A 14,330-nucleotide genomic window follows, 5' to 3' on the forward strand; every position below is an offset into this window, starting at 1 on the left:
CGCTTAGGGTCTAATAACAAGCTCTAAAAATCAATTCCAAATGCATTTTTTATCCAAGTTATTTTTACTGGCTTTCCTTCTAAACCCACAACATCAAAACGGGTCGCTTGCTTTTCTTGAAGTTGATTCTCTAATAAATACCACGTTGCTGTCTTGATAAGTTTTTGTCTCTTACGATAAGTTACACTGGCTACAGCACCGCCAAAAGCCGTAGACGCGCGCGCACGAACTTCAATAAAAACCAGACATCGACCATCACGCATAATCAAATCTATTTCACCGCATCGACTACGGTAGTTACTAACAACAGGACGTAAACCTTGTGCGATAAGATATTGCTTGGCTTGTTCTTCCGCAGCAAATCCAATTTTTTGCGACATGGTTATTCCTTTAAGTCAGCAAGCCTAAACATCAATTTCTCTAAAGCCTGGGTATCCTTATAATGAATCACTAACGTACCTTTCCCCTTTTTTCCCTGTTTCAAACCGATTTTTGTTTGTAGCCGCTGAGCCAAGACGTCCAGCTGCTCCTTAAATGAAGCAGGAATATCAGCATGATTTTTTTGTGGCAGAGAAGAAACCATCCCTGTTGCCTTCACACGATTTACAAGCGCTTCTGTTTCACGCACAGACAGATTTCTTGCGACGATTAATTGCGCGACGTGACTTTGCTGGCTGTCTTCAAGAATTAAGAGACATCGAGCATGCCCCATATCTAAATCACCATGTTCTAACATTTGTCTGACTTCATGGTTTAGTTGAAGTAATCGCAAATAGTTACTGACTGCCGTCCGCGATTTGGAAAGCAGTTCCGCAACTTGCTGGTGAGTTAGAGCAAACTCAGTCGTCAAACGATGCATCGCTCTGGCCTGATCCATTGCATTCAAATCTTCTCTCTGCAAGTTTTCGACCAACGCCATAGCCATGGCAGTTTCATCATCCACTTGACGTAAAACAACCGGAATTTCTGTTATCCCTGCTAACTGACAAGCGCGCCACCGTCTCTCACCAGCAATAATTTCATAACGTCCTGATGAAACTTCCCGCACAACCAACGGCTGCAACAAACCTTGTTTGCGGATAGATTCCGTCAATTCTGACAAAGAAGCTTCTTCAATTTCACCTCGCGGTTGATATTTCCCAGGTCGCAAATGATCAACTGGAAGATTTATGGTTTCTGAGGTCTGTTTTCCTGATGTTCGCGCAATAGCATCTGTCTGGCTTAATAAGACGGATAAATTTCTGCCAAGACTTCCCCGTTTTCCTATCATAGATACCCCTCGGAAATGAAGATTTGATACATTCAGTTATTCTATTTTTTGCATGGTGTTATAAAACACGAAGCATGGCAAGTTTTAGAGGCCTATTATTCCGTCACCATCTGCCGGCCGATAACCTCTGAGGCCAAAACCATATATGCTGCAGCCCCAGAAGATGATTTATCATACTGTATTGCCGGCATGCCATGGCTTGGGGCCTCGGCAAGGCGCACATTACGAGGAACAACGGTACGATAAACTTTATTATTAAAATGTTCCAATAATTGTTTCGATACCTCAGAGCATAAACGATTGCGAGCATCGTACATCGTTCGTAAGATTCCTTCGATCTGCAAACGCGGATTCACCGAACCCCGAATCTGCTCAATCGTTAATAACAACGCCGCTAAACCTTCTAGAGCATAATATTCACATTGCATGGGAATCAATACAGAATCAGCAGCCACCAGGGCATTAATAGTAAGCGTATTCAATGCTGGCGGACAATCAATCAATATATAATCATAGGAACTTTGTAAGGATTGTAGAGCCTTGAATAAAAAAGTTTCGCGATGATGACGCTCCATTAAACTGACTTCAGCCACGGTAAGATCGCCATTTGCAGGAATTAAATCAAACCCTGAACTCGTGGATAAGGAAGCCTGCTCAGCAAGACAATCCCTCAATAAGACATCGTTACTGGTATGCACTAAAGTATTCTTGTCAACACCGCAACCCATGGTTGCATTACCTTGTGGATCCAAATCCACCAATAAGACCTGCTGGCGGTTCGCGGCCAAAGAAGCGGCCAAATTAATTGCCGTTGTGGTTTTACCTACTCCACCTTTTTGATTGGCAATGGCTATGACTTTCGCCATGGTTATTCCTTCTCAATAATGACACAACAGCGCTGACCCTCAACACCCGGAACAGGATAGTTCTCTACCCGAAAAGGGCGCTTAATAGAGTTCAGCTCAGTGTCAGGACAACGCCCCTTCATCGCTAACCAAATACCGTCCGTTGCTATAAGATGGTGTGTCCAATTGACCATTTTTCCTAGATCACTAAATGCTCGACTAATCACTGTATCAAAACCATACCCGGGATGGTAGTTCTCTACACGTGTTTGCACAATTTCAACATGTTCCAAAGATAATATCCGCTTTACTTCCTGTAAAAAACGGATCTTTTTACCATTACTATCGAGTAATACGACTTGAAATTGATGACAAGCCAGCGCTAATGGAATACCAGGAAGCCCTGCGCCGCTGCCTACATCAAGTACGCGGTATTCTTTTACCCATGGTAAAATGGCCAGACTATCCAGTATATGGCGTGTCACCATGGTTTCCAAATCACGTACCGCTGTTAAATTATAAACCTGATTCCATTTATACAACAGACTTAGATAATCAAGAAAAGAAGCAATTGGTAAATCAAGTCCCAATGCTCGAATGCCTTTTTCCAATTTATCCTCAATAATCGTTAACCCGCTCATGCCAACAGTCGCTGCTTTTTCAAGTGTACCAGCAATAGAGACAGCGCTGCTGGGGTAACGCCAGAAATACGGCCCGCCTGAGCAATAGAGGCCGGTTTTATCGTCATTAATTTTTGAACCACTTCCGTGGATAACCCCAATACCTGTGTATAATCTAATGTGGTAGGTAAGAGGGTATTTTCATGCTTACGCAAACGAGCAATATCCTGCTGCTGTCGCTCAATGTAGCCCGCATATTTGCTTTGAATCTCTACCTGCTCAGCAATCGCATCATCGAGCAAGGGCAAATCCAACGTCGGTAATGCTTGAAGACAGTGATAAGTGATTTCTGGACGTTTTAATAAATCACCAGCCCGACAGTCATGCTGTAAAGGCGTTTCCAGCACATCGCGCAATGCCTCATTATGTTCAAGGCGTACCCAAGTATTCTTAAGTAAATCATTCGTCTTTTCAATAGCTTCACGTTTTTGGCAAAATATCTGCCAACGCACATCACCAACCAATCCAAGCGCTCGACCTTTTTCAGTCAAACGTAAATCGGCGTTATCTTCCCGCAACAATAGCCGATATTCGGCACGGGAAGTAAACATACGATAGGGTTCCTGCGTTCCACAAGTAATCAAGTCATCAATCAAAACACCAATATACGCTTCATCACGACGAGGGCACCATAGTGGTTTGTTTTGAATCAGCAATGCGGCATTCATTCCTGCGATTAAACCCTGCGCTGCGGCCTCCTCATAACCGGTGGTCCCATTAATCTGACCGGCAAAAAATAAATTTGACAATGGCTTAGTCTGTAAAAAAGAGGTTAACCCGCGAGGGTCAAAATAATCATATTCAATCGCATAACCAGGGCGAGTAATATGCGCCTGTTCAAACCCTTTTATGGTACGCACAAACTGCACCTGAACTTCAAATGGCAAACTGGTTGAAATACCATTTGGATAAATTTCATCCGTTGTTAATCCTTCCGGCTCAACAAAAATCTGATGAGACAATTTGTCTGCAAAACGGATCACTTTATCTTCAATGGATGGGCAATATCGTGGACCGACCCCTTCAATAACACCAGCATACATTGGAGACTGATGCAAATTCTTACGAATAATGTCCTGCGTTTGCTCCGTTGTATGTGTAATGTAACAAGGAATTTGCGCTGGATGTTGTTTTGCATGACCCAAATAAGAAAAAACAGGCACTGGCGTATCACCAGGCTGCACACACATTTGACTAAAATCCAAAGTGCGGCCATCAATGCGGGGAGGCGTGCCTGTTTTTAACCGACCCACAGGCAATGCTAAATCACGTAAACGTTGCGCAAGAGCAATGGCCGGGGGATCGCCTGCACGTCCGCCTGCATATTGCCTCATGCCTACATGAATCTTACCATCAAGAAACGTACCAACCGTAAGAATGACAGCGCGTGCACGTAAAACCAACCCCATCTGAGTACGAACACCCGTTACTTCTTCCCCCTCAATGAGCACATCGTCAACCGCCTGCTGAAAGAGCGTCAAGTTATCCTGGGTTTGCAGCATTTGACTTATCGCCTGACGATAAAGCACGCGATCGGCTTGTGCACGAGTCGCCCGCACGGCAGGACCTTTTGAAGCATTCAAGATACGAAACTGAATGCCAGCAAGATCTGCAGCGCGAGCCATCACACCATCCAGGGCATCAATTTCTTTAACCAAATGCCCCTTGCCTATTCCCCCAATGGCTGGATTGCATGACATTTGACCAAGCAAATCCATATTATGGGTAAGTAATAGCGTATCAGCGCCCATGCGTGCAGCAGCCATTGCCGCCTCCGTGCCAGCATGACCACCACCAATGACAATAACATCATATTGTTTTTCAAGATTCATATCAGAGATTCATGAGCGAACAAATCGTGTAATTATACACTTTTTTGGCAACATGCCCAACGACGTTGCTGCAGCGATCATTAAGCTTATCAAAATTAAATGGAAACCCTGTTAGAAAGCGTGTAACTTACACAATTTTAAGAAAACTGTATGAGAAGAAATCATGGGGTTTGTTTTCAAAGTCTGTATCCCCTACACGAATCGTGATTTTTTTGATTACCTCGCTTCAGAACAAGCGCCTTGTATTGGCGCCCGAGTTTGGGTGCCCTTTCGCCAAGGAAAACGTATTGGCCTTGTGATTGGCAAAGGCCTGCCAGATCATGCTCGCATTAAAATCAAATCAATCGAATCAGTCATTGATGAGGCTCCATTATTGTCTGAAGAAATACTATCGCTCTGTCAGTGGGTCAGCCGCTATTATCAATCGCCGCTCTCTGAAGTCATCCCTCTGGCGGTCCCAAAAAAATATCGCGAGGGGAAACCATGCTCATTGCCAACAAGCCATTATTTTTATTTGAAAACCTCTGTTGAACAAGCCCATCGTGTGCTTTCCGCAAGAGCAACTCGACAGCACGCGCTTGTTGATTTCCTTGCAAGTCAACATACTTTCTTATCAAAAAAAATGATCGTACAAGCCGGATTTACCACGAATCAATTACTTGCTTTACAAGCTGCCGGCTTGCTTGATGTGATGGAGCAAATCGACGCACCGTCATTTCCCATCAATCCTAAAAATAAACCTCATTCCTTAAATGAGGAACAAGAGACCGCCGTCAAAACAATCGGTGCAAATTTAGCGTCTTATCATTGCTTTTTGCTGCAAGGCGTAACCGGCAGTGGAAAAACGGAAGTGTATTTTCACATCATCAGCCAAGTGCTTGCCGCAGGCAGACAGGTACTTATCCTTGTGCCAGAAATTGGATTGACACCACAATTATTAAGTCGTTTCAGCAGCCGTTTTCATGAGCCGATGGTAGTCATCCATTCCCATTTAAGTGATGGAGAGCGCCAGACAGCATGGCAGCTTGCGCGAACCCAAAAAGCTCGATTGGTTATTGGAACTCGCACCGCCGTATTTACACCTTTACCAGCACTTGGATTAATTGTTATTGATGAAGAACATGACACTTCTTTAAAACAAATGGATGGTGTTCGCTACTCGGGGCGTGATACCGCTTTGATGCGCGCGCATGCAGCCAATATTCCCATTATTCTCGGTTCAGCCACCCCTAGCCTGGAAAGTCTTTATAATTGCACGCGCCATAAATATCATTTGCTGCAACTGACCCAAAAAGCCATGACTGATCATCCTTTGCAGTTCCAAATCATGGATATTCGTAATCAACCCTTACAACATGGTATAGCCACTCCGACCTTAAAAATAATCAACACGCATCTGCAGCAGCAAAATCAAGTGTTAGTTTTCATTAACCGCCGAGGATTTGCGCCCGTACTTTTATGCCACCTTTGTGGTTGGATAGCTGGCTGCCGTGCCTGTGACAGTCATTTGACGCTGCATCGTCAGCGTAATAAGCTCCTGTGTCATCATTGTGGCCTGGCACAAAATATACCGCCACAATGTCCAGCCTGTGACAGTAAGGAGCTATTGCCTATAGGTACGGGAACACAGCGCGTCTATGACTATTTATCAAGCCAATTTCCTTCAACCTGTATTTTACGGATTGATCGTGATGAAGTTGGCCGGAAAAAAGCACTGGAAAAGGGATTGGAAAGCATCAGCACAGGAAAAGTTCAACTAGTGATTGGCACCCAAATGCTAGCAAAAGGTCATCATTTTCCACGCTTAACACTCGTAGTTATTCTTGATGCTGATAACGGCTTTTATAATCAGGACTTTCGCGCTCTTGAGCGCCTGGGTCAGCTACTAACCCAAGTGGCAGGACGAGCAGGACGAGCAGAACGCCAAGGGCAGGTCGTCATTCAAACTCACTTGCCACAACATCCATTGCTCAATGTACTGATTCAGCAAGGATATGAAACGTTTGCGCAAGCTTTATTGCAGCAGCGTCAGCAAGCTGAATTGCCGCCATTTCATTTTATTGCCATTATTCGTGCCCAGGGAAAAGTGTTAGCGAAATTATTGCAATTTCTTAATAACCTACGGGAACAATTACAGCAATCCAACATCACCACCTTAGGGCCGGCACCAGCCCCCTTGCCACGAAAAGCAAATCAATATCGAATGCAACTGTTGCTTAAATCACCTTGCCGCAGCACATTACAAATCGCATTGACGCAAATACGACACTGGTTAACAATGAATAATATCAGCCGAGGCATACGGTGGAATATTGATGTCGACCCAATGGATTTATCATGACCGAAAAAAAAATCGCAGTACACCAAAGGATATTTGCTATCAGCTGGGGTGATATGGATGCCCTGGCTCATGTTAACAATGGCCGTTATTTTGATTATTTTCAGGAGGCACGCATTGAATGGTTACGTGCCCTAAAACTGGATATGGGGCAAGCCTGCGGACCCGTGGTCATTCATGTTGCCTGCACCTTTTTAAAGCCTGTTATCTATCCAGCTATGTTATGCCTGAACAATAGTATACATAGTTTGGGGCGCTCAAGCTTTATTATGGATCATGATTTGTATCAGGAAAATGTCCTGATGGCGCAAGGCACCAGCAAACTTGTATGGATCAATTACCAAGAAAATAAATCCGTTCCTTTACCGAAAGAAATCCGAGCTTTGTTCTCTTGAGCCTTCATCACAAATAATATAACGCCCATGCCGATATGGATTGCTACGAGAGCGAAACACATACTCACGACAACGCTGGCCGCGGTCATCCACAAACCGTCTTTGCAAACGAAAAGCAAAATCACCAAAATTCATGTCCTGTTGCCATTCACGTTGCTGTTGTGCTTTCTCTTGCTCGTCTCTTTTGTGTAAATACTTGCTCAATTTACTGCCATATACGGTAGATAGACACATCATTCCCAACAACAACACAATGATATTTTTTTTCATCAAAACAACAATTAACAAGACAAACGGTTCCACATTAAACCATATATAGCAATATTATGCCATATGTTAGATGAGGGGAAAATCATACTTTGCTTGCAATATAAACAAAAAGGCTTCATGCTGAAGCTGGAGTGGTATAGTTATCTATTTCATAAATCAACGTATTTTTATCATGAAAACGCTTGGATCGCTTCTTGATTCTCAATTCCAGATTCTATTACTCATGATTGGCAGTGCGTTTTTTGCAGCAACTGGATTTATAATGCCTCTATGGGCTGAATTTACTCAACAGCTGGGGGGGGGGGGGAAATCTAAAAACGGCGGGCATTGCAGTCGCCATTTATTCCATGTCGTTTGGACTATTTGCGTTTTTATTTGGCCTTGTTACAAGCTACTTCAGGCAGAATAAATTATTTCTATGCACATCCTATTTACTTTACAGTGTCTTATGTACGGCTTATCTGTTTGTCTACACGCCTATGCAGCTGTATTGTGTGCAATTACTAATTGCAGTTGCTGCAGCCATGCAATCTCCTGTGCGTAATGCGCTTTATAATAAAACAATAACAAATGGCAAAGAAACCATTGGCTGGGGATTATATAATTTAACGTTTACTTTTTCGATTGGTCTTGGCGCCATGATTGGCAGTCACTTAGCTCATTATTTTGGTTTCAATTGGGTATTTATAGGGATGTCTGTTATGGGCATGACCGCGTTTTTTTTGACTTTAATTTTTGCTTAAACATCAAATCATTAAACGTATTTCATTATGAAAAAAACCAGGCTAATACATATTAGCAATCCATTTCAGTTAATCATACTTATCGTAGCTGGCGCCTTTTTTACTGCCACTGGCTTTTTAACCCCTTTATGGGCTGAATTTGTTAAACATCTGGGTGGAAATTTAAAAACCGCAGGTATTGCTGTGTCAATTTACTCCATGAGTTATGGATTGTTTGCATTTTTATTGAGCTTTATTCAAAACAAAATTAACCAGGATAAATTTTTTTTGTGTTTATCTTATCTGCTTTATGGTGTTTTATGTTTAGGCTATTTATTCATCCGCACGTCGCTGCAGCTGTATTGTTTGCAATTATTGATAGCATTTGCCGGCGCTATGCAATCCCCCGTATGCGACTCACTGTATAGCAAGGCTCTCACCACCGGCAAGGAAACCGTCGGCTGGGGATTGTATGTTTTAATATACACGTTTTCTATAGGTGCTGGCGCGCTCATTGGTTCCCATATTGCTCATTATATGGGCTTTGACTGGGTATTTTTAAGCATGTCTGCCTTTGGTATAACAGCATTTCTCATCGCAGTAATTTTGCTTTGATAGACATCAAACTATACGGCAACTGGGGCCTTGATTGCAGGATGCGACTGATAATCAATAAACTCAAAATCTTCAAAACGATAGTCAAATAATGATTGCGGCATACGACTTATTTGCAATCGCGGCAAAGACAAAGGCTGGCGTTGCAATTGAAGTTTGGCTTGCTCTAGATGATTTAAATATAAGTGACAATCACCTCCTGTCCAAACAAAATCACCGACGTCAAGATGGCATTGTTGCGCTATCATATGAGTCAGTAACGAATACGAGGCAATGTTAAAGGGCACACCTAAAAACACGTCGGCAGAGCGCTGATACAACTGACAAGACAGACGGTTATTCACCACATAAAATTGAAACAAGACATGACAGGGTGCTAACGCCATGTTGTCCAACTCGCCTACATTCCAGGCACTTACCAGCAAGCGACGGGAATCAGGGTTCTTTTTAATTTGCTGCAAAACATCGCTTAATTGATCAATGGTACGACCGTCTGCGGCTAACCAACTTCGCCATTGCTTGCCATAAATCGGACCAAGATCGCCATTTTTATCCGCCCACTCGTCCCAAATGGTCACATTATGCTCATGCAAATAAGAAATATTAGTATCACCCCGTAAAAACCACAATAATTCATGAATAATGCTGCGCGTATGTAGTTTTTTTGTGGTAACCAATGGAAAGCCTTCTGCAAGATTAAAACGCATCTGATAAGCAAACACTGAGAGAGTTCCAGTACCCGTTCGATCCGTTTTTTCTATGCCATGATTTAAAATATGCTCAATGAGTTGTAGGTAAGTTTTCATGTCGTTTCATCCACAAAAAAACTATGCCAATGACGAGCATTGGAATAGATAATAACTGTCCCATCGTCAGCCAGCCAAACGCTATAAATCCCAACTGAACATCGGGCTGGCGAAAGCATTCGACGATGAGCCTTGAAATGGCGTAGCCAATAAGAAATACAGCCGATACACACCCTAAGGATCGCGGCTTGGCCGCATACCACCAAATTAAGATAAATAAGGCAACACCTTCCAAACCAAATTCATACAGCTGCGATGGATGACGCGGTTGGGCGTCAACGTGAGGGAAAATCATCGCCCAAGGTACATCCGTTGGGCGCCCCCATAATTCGCCATTAATAAAATTTCCGGCCCGACCAGCAGCCAACCCCAGCGGCACAAGGGGAACCACAAAGTCAGTCACTGCAAGAAAGGGTTTCTTCACCTTATAAGAAAACAACCATAATGCCAGAATAACGCCTAACAATCCGCCATGAAAAGACATACCACCTTCCCAAAGCTTAAAGATAGCCCAAGGCTGATGAATGAGCTGATGGGTACTATAAAAAATCATATACCCTAACCGGCCGCCAATGATGACCCCTATGGCACTAAAAAAAATCAAGTCGCCGATTTGCTCAGAAGTCCAATCAAGCTGATAGCGCCTCACTCGCCAATGTGCCAAAATCCAGGCAGTAATGAATCCCAGAAGATACATCAGCCCATACCAATGAATACGCATTGGACCTAAAGAAAAAGCGACGGGGTCAATATGTGGAAAAGCCAGCATGTGCATCCTTCATCATCCTAAATAAGCATATCAATTGCAGCTATGATAAGAATTGCCGTCAACCCATATTTTAACTGTTGAACAGGCAAAGCATACGTAAGATGGGCACCAATAGGCGCAAACAAAACACTGGGAATTGCCACCCAGATAACAGCTGGCCAATATACATATCCTGTGGAATAGGCAGGCAAACCCACCTCATTACTACCTGTAATGATCACGGCAATGGTTCCCATCATGGCCACCGATAGGGTACATAGAGCTGATATTGCAGGAATTTTTCGAGTGTCAATTCCGCAAAAACTTAAATAGGGGATAATCAATGCACCACCACCAATCCCTAGAAGACCGGATTTAAGACCGATTAAAAAACTGACCAGGCCATTTAACCATTTACCTGGAAAAGAACGCGGATGGGTTACATGGATATCGGCCAACATTTTAAAACTGATGGCTAATAAAAATAGACCGAATAGGATTTTTAGCCAATAAGTGGATAATTGATCAGCGAGCAAAGCACCAAAAAAAACACCAAGAATAATGCCCGGCCAAAGGCGATGATAAACATCCCATAATAGTTCCCCCTGACGGTGATGGGCACGTACAGATGCCATCGCAGTGAAAATCATAATGGCCAAGGAAGTTCCGGCAGCAACATGCATTTCTACCGCCTGCGGCACAACGCTGGAATGATGAAATATATATAATAAAGCCGGAACAACAATCATCCCCCCTCCTATGCCCAGGGTGCCAGACATAAATCCGGCAAAAGCACCCGTTAAGGCATAAGCCGTGCCGTGCTCTGTTATGCTTTCCAAGATCATGATTTACCCGCCCTAATTAAGCCGCCCAATCCTTCATCTTCAAGCGCTTTTTGTAAATATAACCGTATTTCATCAGAATGCTCAAATTCTAATACGTCAGCAAGAATTTTTCGGGCGTTGGCCATGGAAAAATTGCGAATCACCCATTTTACTCGAGGCAAGCTAAATGAATTCATGCTCAGTGTATCAAACCCCATGGCCAATAATAAAATAACGGCCAAAGGTTCACTGGCCATTTCTCCACAAATGCTGACTTCTACTCCGGCAGCGTGTCCGCCTTCGACAATTTTAAGCAACGCCCGCAACATGGCCGGATGCAAAGCATCATAAAGACCTGCAACACGAGCGTTATTACGGTCTACCGCCAATAAATATTGCGCTAAATCATTGCTGCCAACAGAAAGAAAATCAACACGTTTTGCAAATTCACGCGCCTGATAAACCGCTGCGGGAACTTCTATCATGACACCTATTTGCGGCTTTTCAATCAGGCATCCTTCTTCAAGTAATTCAGTAAAAGCCTGATTGATCAGAAATATGGCCTCATCAAGCTCGCTTAATGTCGTCACCATGGGCAGCATGATGCGCAGATTATTTAATTCTTCATTAGCACGCATCATAGCACGCACTTGTAATAAAAATACGTCAGGATGATCCAATGTGACACGAATGCCGCGCCAACCTAAATAAGGATTGTCTTCTTCAACAGGAAAATAAGAAAGCGCTTTATCCCCACCAATATCCAGCGTGCGCATCGTCACTTTTCTAGGTGCAAATGCCTTGAGAATCTGACGGTAAATGACGTACTGCTCATCTTCTGAAGGAAAGCGGTCGCGACTCATAAAGGGCACTTCAGAACGATAAAGCCCCACCCCTTCAGCACCAACACTCATGGATAAACCTGCATCCATCGCCAATCCAGTATTAACCTGCAGTGATATACGATAATTGTCGGTGGTTTCCGCTTGCTTGTCCCGAAGACTTACCAAGCTTTGATTTAATTCATCTTCTTCCTGTGCCAGCTTCTTATATTCGGCAAGCAAGGCCTTTGATGGGGAGATAAAAATATGTCCATAATAGCCATCAACCACCGCTGCCCGACGGGATAACTGTTCGATATTTAAACCCCTTACCCCCATAACGGTAGGCACTCCCATAGCCCTTGCTAATATAGCCACATGGGAATTATTAGAGCCTTTTGCCGCCACCACACCGGCCAATTGGCCTTCCGGTACCTCAGCAAGCGCCGCGGCGGTAATCTCATCACCGACTAAAATGGTGCGACGCGGATAAACGATTTCTTCTTGTTGAGAGAATTGCAGCTCTGCCAACACTCTGCGACCTAAATCACGAAAATCACTGGCACGTTCGCGCAAATAATCATCTTTCATGCTTTCAAATTGAAAAACATGCTTTTTTATGACGGCTGCAAGCGCAGCCTGGGCACTTATTTGCTCTTCACGAATCACTTTTTCTACTTCAGCACCCAGATTATCTTCATCCAGCAAGCGTAAATACACGTCAAACAGTGCATGCTCATTTTCAGCAACGCTGGATTTTACACGTCGACTTAAGCGGCGCATCTCATCACGAGCAACCTTAAGTGCTTCATAAAAAACAGCGACTTCATGTTCAATGTCTTCGATCACTCGCCGGGGAACTGCATCGATATCAGCAGAAGGGTAAACCACAACGATCGTACCAATACCTACACCAGGAACACTGCCGATGCCGGTCAAAGAAATTTGCGTCACTTCAAGCCTGGCAAGGCCAAGAGGTTGTGGCTGAGTTAATTGGCTTAACTCTCCCGTGGCTTCAGCGTGCGCAATAATCCCACCCAATTGGGCTGCCAAGGTAATCAAAAAGGCTTCTTCCGCATCATCAAAATACCGCTGCTCTGCCCTTTGGGCCGTTAATACACCATATAATTTACGATGCTGAATAATAGGAACCCCTAAAAAGGCGTTAAGATGTTCTTCGCCTAAAAGAGGGTTTTGATGGAAAGCAGGATGCGCAGGGGCATTATCAATGTTAATGGGTTCTTCTCGACGACCAACTAAACCAATCAAACCATTGTCTAAAGGCACACGTACTCTTGATTCAGCTTGCTTATTCAATCCCTCGGTAGCAATTAATACGTATTCGGCGTGCTTATTATCGATGAGAAAAACTGAAACCGCTTCCGCAACCAATGCCTTTCGCAGCTGCTGCACCAAAATGGCCAGTGCATCCGCTAAATGGCTTGTCGTGGTGACATCCTGTACAATGCGCTTTAATATTTTTAACATCTAACGATTATGATTACCTCGTCTTCGGCGCTTCCCATAAGGCGTGCGGCGTTTCTTAAGAAAGTGTTCAAGCTCTTTTAATGCCTGCATGTACACTTGTTTTTTAAAAAAAATAACTTGTTCTTGTGGTTCGAAGTAATCAATCCAACGCCAACTATCAAACTCGGGAGAATCACTTAAATCAAGACGAACTTTTTGTTCACTGGCAATCAGCTTTAATAAATACCATTTTTGCTTCTGGCCAATAACGAGAGGATCACTTCCATGTCGCAGGTACTGTTTGGGCAAGCGATATTTAAGCCAGCGCCTGGTAGAGCCTAATACTTCAATGTCGCCACTTTCTAAGCCAATTTCTTCCCGTAATTCCCTAAACATTGCTTCCAGAGCAGTTTCCCCTGAAATCAATCCGCCTTGAGGAAACTGCCAAGCATCATGCCCATGTCGCCTTCCCCAAAAAACGCGCCCAGAATCATTGACAAGAACAATTCCTACATTCAATCGGTAGCCGGCACGATCAATTACCATGTTTTTACTGCTTACATTTACCATTAATTCCCTGATTTTTTCATAAAATGCAATAGTTTGGCAAATAAAACCACGTTTACAGGACTTCTTTCCGAGCTCTGCTGGACAATAATTCCGAAAAAGAAGAATATGATGAACATTATTTTCTTTC

Annotated in this window: 16 protein-coding genes; 5 read left to right on the top strand and 11 right to left on the bottom strand. The window is 43.5% G+C overall.

What is annotated here, in order from left to right:
- Positions 1–23 precede the first annotated feature (23 nt).
- From E1O52_RS07255 to mnmG, 5 genes are all read right to left on the bottom strand, one after another.
- Entirely contained in the window at positions 24–380 is a 357-nt protein-coding gene (locus E1O52_RS07255) for a YraN family protein (protein WP_133128050.1), read from the bottom strand.
- Positions 381–382: 2 nt separating this feature from the next.
- Positions 383–1,270: a ParB/RepB/Spo0J family partition protein gene (locus E1O52_RS07260; protein ID WP_133128051.1), complete on the bottom strand. Its 888-nt coding sequence runs from the start codon at positions 1,268–1,270 to the stop codon at positions 383–385.
- A gap of 95 nt (positions 1,271–1,365) precedes the next feature.
- Positions 1,366–2,136 (bottom strand): ParA family protein, encoded by a 771-nt coding sequence (locus E1O52_RS07265; RefSeq protein WP_133128052.1) that lies wholly within the window; start codon positions 2,134–2,136, stop codon positions 1,366–1,368.
- 2 nt (positions 2,137–2,138) lie between these two features.
- Positions 2,139–2,756, bottom strand: a complete 618-nt coding sequence (gene rsmG, locus E1O52_RS07270) for a 16S rRNA (guanine(527)-N(7))-methyltransferase RsmG (protein WP_133128053.1) — start codon at positions 2,754–2,756, stop codon at positions 2,139–2,141.
- The gene (gene mnmG, locus E1O52_RS07275) at positions 2,753–4,627 is read right to left on the bottom strand and encodes a tRNA uridine-5-carboxymethylaminomethyl(34) synthesis enzyme MnmG (protein WP_133128054.1); all 1,875 of its coding nucleotides are present in this window, start codon (positions 4,625–4,627) and stop codon (positions 2,753–2,755) included. The genes rsmG and mnmG overlap by 4 nt, the downstream gene beginning before the upstream one ends.
- 163 nt (positions 4,628–4,790) lie before the next feature.
- Here mnmG and E1O52_RS07280 point away from each other — a divergent pair, with 163 nt between their 5' ends.
- The gene (locus tag E1O52_RS07280) at positions 4,791–6,968 is read left to right on the top strand and encodes a primosomal protein N' (RefSeq protein ID WP_133128055.1); all 2,178 of its coding nucleotides are present in this window, start codon (positions 4,791–4,793) and stop codon (positions 6,966–6,968) included.
- Positions 6,965–7,360 (top strand): acyl-CoA thioesterase, encoded by a 396-nt coding sequence (locus E1O52_RS07285; protein ID WP_133128056.1) that lies wholly within the window; start codon positions 6,965–6,967, stop codon positions 7,358–7,360. The genes E1O52_RS07280 and E1O52_RS07285 overlap by 4 nt, the downstream gene beginning before the upstream one ends.
- Here E1O52_RS07285 and E1O52_RS07290 read toward each other — a convergent pair.
- Complete coding sequence (locus E1O52_RS07290; protein ID WP_133128057.1) at positions 7,328–7,630, bottom strand: hypothetical protein; 303 nt, start codon at positions 7,628–7,630, stop codon at positions 7,328–7,330. The genes E1O52_RS07285 and E1O52_RS07290 overlap by 33 nt on opposite strands.
- Before the next feature lie 172 nt (positions 7,631–7,802).
- Between E1O52_RS07290 and E1O52_RS13165 the strand changes: the two genes are divergently transcribed.
- The 3 genes from E1O52_RS13165 to E1O52_RS07300 are packed head-to-tail and all read left to right on the top strand — an operon-like array spanning position 7,803 to position 8,967.
- Positions 7,803–8,039, top strand: coding sequence for a hypothetical protein (locus tag E1O52_RS13165; RefSeq protein ID WP_165474737.1), 237 nt, complete (start codon positions 7,803–7,805; stop codon positions 8,037–8,039).
- The gene (locus tag E1O52_RS07295) at positions 7,978–8,373 is read left to right on the top strand and encodes an MFS transporter (RefSeq protein WP_133128058.1); all 396 of its coding nucleotides are present in this window, start codon (positions 7,978–7,980) and stop codon (positions 8,371–8,373) included. Before E1O52_RS13165 ends, E1O52_RS07295 begins: the two co-directional genes overlap by 62 nt.
- A 27-nt stretch (positions 8,374–8,400) precedes the next feature.
- On the top strand, positions 8,401–8,967 hold the full coding sequence (locus E1O52_RS07300) for an MFS transporter (protein ID WP_133128059.1): 567 nt from the start codon (positions 8,401–8,403) through the stop codon (positions 8,965–8,967).
- 11 nt (positions 8,968–8,978) lie between these two features.
- Here E1O52_RS07300 and thyA read toward each other — a convergent pair whose 3' ends face one another.
- The 5 genes from thyA to E1O52_RS07325 are packed head-to-tail and all read right to left on the bottom strand — an operon-like array spanning position 8,979 to position 14,179.
- Complete coding sequence (gene thyA / locus E1O52_RS07305) at positions 8,979–9,773, bottom strand: thymidylate synthase (RefSeq protein ID WP_133128060.1); 795 nt, start codon at positions 9,771–9,773, stop codon at positions 8,979–8,981.
- Complete coding sequence (gene lgt, locus E1O52_RS07310; RefSeq protein WP_133128061.1) at positions 9,748–10,542, bottom strand: prolipoprotein diacylglyceryl transferase; 795 nt, start codon at positions 10,540–10,542, stop codon at positions 9,748–9,750. Before lgt ends, thyA begins: the two co-directional genes overlap by 26 nt.
- Before the next feature lie 17 nt (positions 10,543–10,559).
- On the bottom strand, positions 10,560–11,366 hold the full coding sequence (locus E1O52_RS07315; RefSeq protein WP_133128062.1) for a sulfite exporter TauE/SafE family protein: 807 nt from the start codon (positions 11,364–11,366) through the stop codon (positions 10,560–10,562).
- A complete protein-coding gene (gene ptsP / locus E1O52_RS07320) occupies positions 11,363–13,654 on the bottom strand; it encodes a phosphoenolpyruvate--protein phosphotransferase (protein ID WP_133128063.1) in 2,292 nt (763 codons plus the stop codon). The genes E1O52_RS07315 and ptsP overlap by 4 nt, the downstream gene beginning before the upstream one ends.
- Positions 13,655–14,179 (bottom strand): RNA pyrophosphohydrolase, encoded by a 525-nt coding sequence (locus tag E1O52_RS07325; protein WP_133128064.1) that lies wholly within the window; start codon positions 14,177–14,179, stop codon positions 13,655–13,657.
- Between the last annotated feature and the right edge of the window lie 151 nt (positions 14,180–14,330).

Origin of the sequence: Legionella nagasakiensis, from assembly GCF_900639915.1 — a bacterium.
Taxonomy (GTDB): Bacteria; Pseudomonadota; Gammaproteobacteria; order Legionellales; family Legionellaceae; genus Legionella_A; species Legionella_A nagasakiensis.

Bases quoted from the DNA above. Each gene is read 5' to 3' on its own strand.
- E1O52_RS07285 (WP_133128056.1), top strand. From the start codon at position 6,965: ATGACCGAAAAAAAAATCGCAGTACACCAAAGGATATTTGCTATCAGC.
- E1O52_RS07265 (WP_133128052.1), bottom strand. From the start codon at position 2,136: ATGGCGAAAGTCATAGCCATTGCCAATCAAAAAGGTGGAGTAGGTAAA.
- thyA (WP_133128060.1), bottom strand. From the start codon at position 9,773: ATGAAAACTTACCTACAACTCATTGAGCATATTTTAAATCATGGCATA.
- E1O52_RS07315 (WP_133128062.1), bottom strand. From the start codon at position 11,366: ATGATCTTGGAAAGCATAACAGAGCACGGCACGGCTTATGCCTTAACG.
- E1O52_RS07280 (WP_133128055.1), top strand. From the start codon at position 4,791: ATGGGGTTTGTTTTCAAAGTCTGTATCCCCTACACGAATCGTGATTTT.
- mnmG (WP_133128054.1), bottom strand. From the start codon at position 4,627: ATGAATCTTGAAAAACAATATGATGTTATTGTCATTGGTGGTGGTCAT.
- E1O52_RS07295 (WP_133128058.1), top strand. From the start codon at position 7,978: ATGTCGTTTGGACTATTTGCGTTTTTATTTGGCCTTGTTACAAGCTAC.
- E1O52_RS07300 (WP_133128059.1), top strand. From the start codon at position 8,401: ATGAAAAAAACCAGGCTAATACATATTAGCAATCCATTTCAGTTAATC.
- E1O52_RS07325 (WP_133128064.1), bottom strand. From the start codon at position 14,179: ATGGTAATTGATCGTGCCGGCTACCGATTGAATGTAGGAATTGTTCTT.
- rsmG (WP_133128053.1), bottom strand. From the start codon at position 2,756: ATGAGCGGGTTAACGATTATTGAGGATAAATTGGAAAAAGGCATTCGA.
- lgt (WP_133128061.1), bottom strand. From the start codon at position 10,542: ATGCTGGCTTTTCCACATATTGACCCCGTCGCTTTTTCTTTAGGTCCA.
- E1O52_RS07255 (WP_133128050.1), bottom strand. From the start codon at position 380: ATGTCGCAAAAAATTGGATTTGCTGCGGAAGAACAAGCCAAGCAATAT.
- E1O52_RS13165 (WP_165474737.1), top strand. From the start codon at position 7,803: ATGAAAACGCTTGGATCGCTTCTTGATTCTCAATTCCAGATTCTATTA.
- E1O52_RS07260 (WP_133128051.1), bottom strand. From the start codon at position 1,270: ATGATAGGAAAACGGGGAAGTCTTGGCAGAAATTTATCCGTCTTATTA.
- E1O52_RS07290 (WP_133128057.1), bottom strand. From the start codon at position 7,630: ATGAAAAAAAATATCATTGTGTTGTTGTTGGGAATGATGTGTCTATCT.
- ptsP (WP_133128063.1), bottom strand. From the start codon at position 13,654: ATGTTAAAAATATTAAAGCGCATTGTACAGGATGTCACCACGACAAGC.